The organism is Microbacterium sp. K35 (assembly GCF_004794375.1).
GTDB lineage: Bacteria > Actinomycetota > Actinomycetes > Actinomycetales > Microbacteriaceae > Microbacterium > Microbacterium sufflavum.
The window spans coordinates 1-6725 of sequence record NZ_SSDM01000308.1 but is presented as its reverse complement, the minus strand read 5'-3'; the positions used below and the strand labels follow the sequence as shown (position 1 = coordinate 6725).

General features: G+C 71.6%; 7 protein-coding genes. 4 read left to right on the top strand and 3 right to left on the bottom strand.

Annotated features, from left to right (window positions below; genetic code table 11):
• The coding region (locus DW299_RS19140) for a hypothetical protein (RefSeq protein WP_168443133.1) at window positions 1-315 on the top strand (315 nt) is incomplete at its 5' end.
• A gap of 10 nt (window positions 316-325) precedes the next feature.
• Here DW299_RS19140 and DW299_RS12220 read toward each other — a convergent pair.
• Window positions 326-1321: an asparaginase gene (locus tag DW299_RS12220; protein WP_136036750.1), complete on the bottom strand. Its 996-nt coding sequence runs from the start codon at window positions 1319-1321 to the stop codon at window positions 326-328.
• Window positions 1322-1406: 85 nt separating this feature from the next.
• Here DW299_RS12220 and DW299_RS12215 point away from each other — a divergent pair, with 85 nt between their 5' ends.
• Window positions 1407-1904 (top strand): OsmC family protein, encoded by a 498-nt coding sequence (locus DW299_RS12215; RefSeq protein WP_136030023.1) that lies wholly within the window; start codon window positions 1407-1409, stop codon window positions 1902-1904.
• Between the two features lie 99 nt (window positions 1905-2003).
• On the opposite strand, the gene DW299_RS12210 is transcribed toward DW299_RS12215, so the two are convergent.
• Window positions 2004-2783 carry a lysophospholipid acyltransferase family protein gene (locus DW299_RS12210; RefSeq protein WP_205812755.1) on the bottom strand — a complete coding sequence of 260 codons (780 nt, stop codon included), beginning with the start codon at window positions 2781-2783 and terminating at the stop codon, window positions 2004-2006.
• Window positions 2784-2906: 123 nt separating this feature from the next.
• Here DW299_RS12210 and DW299_RS12205 point away from each other — a divergent pair, with 123 nt between their 5' ends.
• Together DW299_RS12205 and dxr are read left to right on the top strand one after the other, a co-directional pair.
• Window positions 2907-3869, top strand: coding sequence for an FKBP-type peptidyl-prolyl cis-trans isomerase (locus DW299_RS12205; protein ID WP_136030021.1), 963 nt, complete (start codon window positions 2907-2909; stop codon window positions 3867-3869).
• Between the two features lie 37 nt (window positions 3870-3906).
• Window positions 3907-4989, top strand: a complete 1083-nt coding sequence (gene dxr / locus DW299_RS12200; RefSeq protein ID WP_136030019.1) for a 1-deoxy-D-xylulose-5-phosphate reductoisomerase — start codon at window positions 3907-3909, stop codon at window positions 4987-4989.
• 53 nt (window positions 4990-5042) lie between these two features.
• On the opposite strand, the gene DW299_RS12195 is transcribed toward dxr, so the two are convergent.
• On the bottom strand, window positions 5043-6665 hold the full coding sequence (locus tag DW299_RS12195; RefSeq protein WP_205814389.1) for a Mur ligase family protein: 1623 nt from the start codon (window positions 6663-6665) through the stop codon (window positions 5043-5045).
• Window positions 6666-6725: the final 60 nt, after the last annotated feature.

The following is a 6725-nucleotide window of genomic DNA, read 5'->3' as shown; positions in this document are numbered from 1 at the left end:
GACGCGGTGGGCGCGCTCCGCGCGGCGCGCCCGGAGTGGGACGTGCGGACGGCCGGGAGCGACGTGCCGACGACCGCGAGCCCGTGCATCCTGATGGCCGACGCGGAGGGCTGGCAGCGGCAGTGGGCCCTGTGGCAGCAGATCCGCGCCGAGGGCGAGGTCCTGGTCCGCGCGGAGCGTCCGTCCGATCTGCGCCAGCTAGTCGGTGTGCGCGACCTCCCGCCGTTCGCCCGGCTGCATCAGGGGCGCGCGTGGTCGGTGGTGGGGGACCGCGCGCCGCGGCGGGTCGTCGTGCCGGGGCTCGGGTCGCGGTGAGGCTGGTGCGTCAGAGGCCGGCGCCGGGGCGGACCGTTCCCACGCGGGCACCGCCCCCGAGCACGTCGAGCGGGAGGGCCTCCGCGAGACCGGCCACGTCGGTGTCGCTCAGAGAGCCCGCGCGAGCCAGGAGGGTGGCGGCGACGATGGTGGACGCGCGCGCGGCGCCGTCGAGCATCTTCAGGGCCGCGGTCGTCCCGTCCGGCGCCACCATCACCATGACGCCCTCCGCGCCGCCCTTGGTGAAGACGCCGAGACGCTCGGTCGCGATGGTGTCGGGGCGGCCGGGCCCTTCGACGGTCCAGGGGTTCTCGCGCACCGCGCGGACGAGCGACCCGGCCACGCGGTGCAGCGCGAACGGCGAACGGTCGGACGCGGTGCCGATGCGGTGGATCGCGCGCGCGAGCCCGGTCAGGGTGAGCGCATGCACCGGAGCGCCGCAGCCGTCGATGGAGGTGTGCGCGATCTTCTCCCCGGTGAGGCGCTCGACGACCTCCCGGATGTGAGCCTGCAGCGGATGCGCGGGGTCGAGGTATCCCGCGGTCGGCCAGCCGGTGGCCACGCAGGCCCGCAGCATCGCGGCGTGCTTGCCCGAGCAGTTCATGCGGACGCGCGCCTCCTGGCCGTGTTCGCGCACCAGCTCGTCGCGGGTCGCGGAGTCGCCCGGCCAGGCCGGAGGGCACGCGAGGTCGTCTTCCGTCAGGCCCCCGGCGGTGAGGATGTCGCGCACCACCGCGGCGTGCCGGTCCGTGCCCGTGTGACTCGCCGTGGCGAGGGCGAGCTGTTCGCCCTCCAGCGGTGCGCCGGCCGTGATGCACGCCACCGCCTGCAGCGGCTTGAGACTCGACCGCGGGAGGATGAGCACGTCGGCGTTGCCGTGTCGCGCGATCACCTCGCCGTCGGGCGAGAGCACCACCGCGGCGCCGGCGTGACGTGACTCGATGAATCCGCTCCGTTCGACGACGGCGAGCTCGACGGAATCCTGAACGGTGAGTGTCTCCAGCACTCCACCAGCCTAGTGCCGGTGGTCCCGCGGCCTCGGGGTCCCCGCGGAGGGTCGCGACGTCGGCGGCACCTGGCAGACTGAGCGCATGGCAGAGCACACCACGTCGCGTCCGCTCGGTGAACACCGCTACGCTCTCACAACTACGTGGACGGGCAACTCCGGCACCGGAACGAGCGGATACCGCGACTATCGCCGCGACGTCACCATCGAGATCGAGGGCAAGCCCGCGCTGCTGGCCTCGTCCGACAAGCCGTTCCGCGGAGACCCCTCCCGCTGGAACCCCGAAGACCTCCTGCTGGCCTCGCTCTCCGAGTGCCACCTGCTGTCGTATCTGCACGCCTGCGTCACCGCCGGCGTCGTGGTCGTCTCCTACCGCGACAGCGCGCGCGGGCTGATGCGCGAGAACGGGGCAGGAGGGGGATCATTCGTCGAGGTGACGCTCTCCCCGGAGGTCGTGGTCGCCGATCCGTCCATGATCGAGGCGGCAGAGCGGGCGCACGCCCAGGCGAACGAGTGGTGCTTCATCGCGAACTCGGTCAACTTCCCGGTGCGGCACGAGGCCACGGTCACCGCGAGCGCGTGACCCCCGCGGCGGAGGGGCAACCGCTGTTGGACTCCTCGCCCGGGAGGGGACACGTGGTCGCCGCTACCGGGAGGGTCCGGGGTTCACGCTCAGCGCTACTCAGCGGCGCTCGTGCGGGAGCGCCTGCTTGATCTTCTCGATGGTGCCCTGGGCCGGAGCCTCGTTGTAGGTGCCCGCCAGTTCCTGACCGGACAGGGCATGGATCGCGGCCATGATCTCGTCGGTCGCGAGCCGCCGTGCGCGTCCGCTGGTAGCGGGTCCGTGGGGGGACAGGTCGAGCGGCTCGCCGAACCGCACCGTCACGCGTTCGGAGAGCGTCGGCATCTTCGCGCCCACCGGCATCACCTTGTCGGTGCCGATGAGTCCCACCGGGACCACCGGTGCGCCCGTCTGCAGGGCCAGGAACGCCACGCCCGTCCGGCCCTTGTACAGGCGACCGTCGGTGGAACGGGTCCCCTCGGGGTACAGCGCGACCGCGAGGCCCTCCTCGAGCAGCTGCCGCTGCAGATCGAGCGCGTCGAGTGCTGCCTGACCCGCGCCGCGCCGGACGGGGATCGCGCCGATCGCCTCGAAGAAGGTCTTGGTGAGGCGGCCGCTGAATCCGGTCCCCTCGAAATAGCTCGACTTCGCAAGGAAGTGCACGGGCCGCGGTGCCGCGACCGGGATGGCGATCGAGTCGATGAACGACAGGTGGTTGCTCGCGAAGATCACCGGACCGGTGGTGGGGACGTTCTCGCGGCCCTCGATCCGGGGACGGTAGATCAGCCGCGCGAGCGGGGCGATCAGGCTGCGACCGAGCGCGTACGTGAAGCCCGCATGGCGCGGCTTCGGCGTGTCCTCTGAGGCGGGTTCGGGCTCGACGGACTGCTCAGAGGTCATCAGAGCAGGATACTCCCGGCCCCATGCCGACGTGGGAATGAAGACTCGCGCCCCACCTCCCAGGGAGGGCAAAGGGCGATGGGGCAGGATGGAGTGTCCCGCCCGCGATCCCGAGGTCTCACTGTGCGCAAGCGTCCGCTCATCGTCCTGTCCACCGTCGCCGCGGCGACCCTCCTGCTCGCCGGCTGCTCCGGCAGCGGTTCGCCGGAGAGCTCGGGCACCCCCGACCCGTCCGCTTCGAGTGGGTGTCTGCTCGACGCGCAGCCGGGCAAGACCTCGGATTCCATTGACGTTCAGGGCGAGGGGCTCGATGCCGTCGTCAAAGTGCCAGCTGATGCGGCCTTCGCCGATGTGGAGCGAACGGTGATCGCTGAGGGCACAGGTGACGAAGTCGTCGCGAATGACCTCGTCGGGGTGAAGTACCAGATCGTGGAAGCGTCGACAGGTGAAGTCGTCGATTCCTCGGCACGAAGCGAGGGTGGTGAGGCTCCCGTCCTTCTCGACCAGAACAGTGCATCTCTCTTCATCGCCGCTCTCGAGTGCCAGCCGATCGGAACGCAGGTCGTCCTCGCCCTTCCAGGCGAGGTCTTCGGCGAGGGCGGGACGAACAAGGTCGTGTACGCAGAGGCCGTCGAGCAACTGCCCGAGGTCGCCACCGGCACGCCGGTCGACCCGACCCCCGGCATGCCCGAGGTGAAGCTGGACGACGACGGCAAGCCCAGCATCACGATCCCGGACGGCGATGCGCCGGCCGAGACCCAGGTCGCCGTGCTCAAGCAGGGTGACGGAGCGACGGTCGCCTCGGGCGACCTGGTCGTCGTGCAGTACCTCGGGGTCAAGTGGTCCGACGGCAAGGAGTTCGACTCGAGCTGGAGTCGCGACGCGGCGCCGGCGCAGTTCCAGACCACGGGAGTGGTCACCGGATTCCAGAAGGCGCTCGAAGGTCAGAAGGTCGGCTCGCAGGTGCTCGTCGTGATGCCCCCGTCCGACGGCTACGGTGCGAGCGAGGGCAACGAACTGCAGAACGAGAGCCTCGTGTTCGTCGTCGACATCCTCGCCACGACCCCGGTGCAGGCGCAGCAGTAGCGCGGGCGCGACGGCGGCCGTGTCCTAGGCTGGCGTCATGCGTCGCGTCATCGTCCTCGGCTCCACCGGTTCCATCGGCACCCAGGCGCTGGACGTGATCCGCGCCAACCCGCGCCGGTTCGAGCTCGTCGGGCTCGCCGCGGGCTCCAACCGCGAGCTGCTGACAGAGCAGGCGGAGCAGTTCCAGGTGGAGGACACGGCCCTCGGAGCCGTCGAAGCGGAACAGCTCGTGCGGGACGTCGAGGCCGATGTGGTGCTCAACGCCATCACCGGCTCGATCGGACTCGGCTCCACGCTCGCCGCGCTGCAGGCGGGCCGCACGCTCGCCCTCGCGAACAAGGAGTCGCTGATCGTCGGGGGAGATCTGGTGCTGGCGGCGGCCGCCCCCGAGCAGATCGTCCCCGTCGACTCCGAGCACTCCGCCCTCGCACAGGCGCTCCGCTCCGGGACGCATGACGAGGTGCGACGCCTGGTGGTGACCGCGTCGGGCGGACCGTTCCGCGGACGCACGCGCAGTGAGCTCACCGAGGTCACACCGGGGCAGGCGCTCGCGCACCCCACCTGGAACATGGGCAGGACGGTCACGACGAACTCCGCCACCCTCGTCAACAAGGGGCTCGAGGTGATCGAGGCGCACCTGCTGTTCGACGTGGCCTACGACGACATCGAGGTGGTCGTGCACCCGCAGTCGATCGTGCACTCCATGGTCGAGTTCATCGACGGGTCCACCATCGCACAGGCGTCCCCGCCGGACATGCGTCTGCCGATCTCCCTCGGCCTGGACTGGCCGCACCGCATCGGCGGCGTGGGTCGTCCCCTGGACTGGACGACCGCGAGCTCGTGGACCTTCGAGCCGCTCGACGGCGAGGCCTTCCCGGCCGTCGCACTCGCCAAGGCGGTCGGACGCGCGGGCGGCACCTTCCCGGCCGTGTACAACGCCGCCAACGAGCAGGCCGTCGACGCGTTTCACGAGGGACGCCTGTCTTTCCTCGGCATCGTCGACACGATCTCCGCGGTCGTCGACCAGCACGAGGCACCGAGCACCCTCACGGTCGAGACGCTCGCAGAGGCCGAGGACTGGGCACGGCGCACGGCCGATCGGCTTATCGCCGCGAGCTGACGGCGCGGCCGCCGAGGGCGCCCGATGCAGCGCGGCGCTGCACCGGGCGGCGGTCAGTCCTCGTCCGGGTAGGGCACAGGCCAGCGCGGTTCCGGGACCGGCCATCCGGCGGCCTTCAGCGCGCGGCGGGACAGCTCACGCGCCGAGTACGGGGTGCGCACGCCGCGGATGTCCCGGTAGTCCTGATGCCCGGGACCCGCCCACAGGATCGCGTCGCCGTCGCCCACCAGGCCGACCGCCGCGACGATCGCCGCCTCCGGTGGGGAGTACTCGTGGATCTCCGCGTCGGGTCGTGCCCGGCGCGCGCCCTCCACGAGGGTCGCCCGGATGGACGCCGGGTCTTCGAAGCGCGGGTGGTGATCGGTCACGACGAGGATGTCGCTGCCCTCCACGGCCGTGCGCGCCATGTCGAAGCGCTTGCTGGCGTCGCGGTCGCCATCCGCGCCGAACAGCATCAGCACCTTTCCGGGGGTGACCCGGCGCACGGCGGCGAGGGTCTTCTCGAAGGCGTCCGGCGAGTGCCCGAAGTCCACGAACACCGCCGGTCCGCGGTCGCCGGAGACGAGCTGCGTACGGCCGGGGAGGTAGGCGTGGATGCCGCCGTCGCGGCCGAGCGCGTCGGTGATCCGCTCCCACGCGTACCCGCCCTCCAGCAGCATGACGATCGCGAGCGCGGCATTGGCGGCCATGTGCGGACCGATCACCGGCACCGTGGTGGTGAGGGTTCCGGCAGGGCCGCTCATCGTGAAGGTGGTGCCGGCGGCGCGCTCCTCGTCGATCACGACCACCCAGTCCGCGCGGGCCGCGGCATCGGGATCGGCGGCGATCGACGGCGTGCCGACCGTGACGACGGGGATCTCCGCGCGATCGACGACCAGCGCGCCGGAGGGGGAGTCGAGGCAGATCACGCCGCGGACCGCGCGATCGGGACGGAACAGCGGCAGCTTCGCCTCGAAGTACTCCTCCATGTCGGCGTAGTCGTCGAGGTGGTCGTGGCTGAGGTTCGTGAAGCCGGCGACATCGAACCGGATCCCGTCGACGCGGTGGCGGGACAGCGCCTGCGCGCTCACCTCGACCGCGACCGCTTCCACGTGCCGCTCGCGCATCAGCGCCAGGAGCGCGTGCATCTCCGACGCCTCCGGCGTGGTGAGCCGCGACACGATGACCTCGCCCGCGATGTGGCGCTCGGCCGTCGACGACAGCCCCGTGACCACGCCCATCTGCTCGAGGATGCCCTCCAGGAGGTGGGAGACGCTCGTCTTGCCGTTGGTGCCCGTCGTCGCGAAGAGCAGCGGCAGGGGGTCGTCCGCCCCGGTGCCGTAGACCCAGGCGCTCAGGTCGCCCAGCACGGCGCGCGGATCGTCCACCACGAGGACGGGCAGGCCGGCGTCCGCGGCGATCTCCGCGCCGCGCTCGTCGGTGATGACCGCGACCGCGCCCTTCTCGGCAGCGGTCGCCGCGAAGTCGGCTCCGTGGCGGTTCACGCCCTGGATCGCGACGAAGGCCTCACCGCGGCGAAGATCCGCGGTGGCGAGAGTGATGCCGCTCAGGGACACTCCGGTGGCGTCGCCGCGCACGGTGGCGGCGAATCGGGAGGCCAGTTCGGAAAGCTCGCGCCGGGGCGGGTTCGCGGGGCGGAGCACAGGGGGCAGGCTCGGTTGTTGTTCAATCGACATGTCGGATCCATGATCTCACGGCGCCGCACGGATGCCGGGCGGACGGCCCGCCGCGCGGCA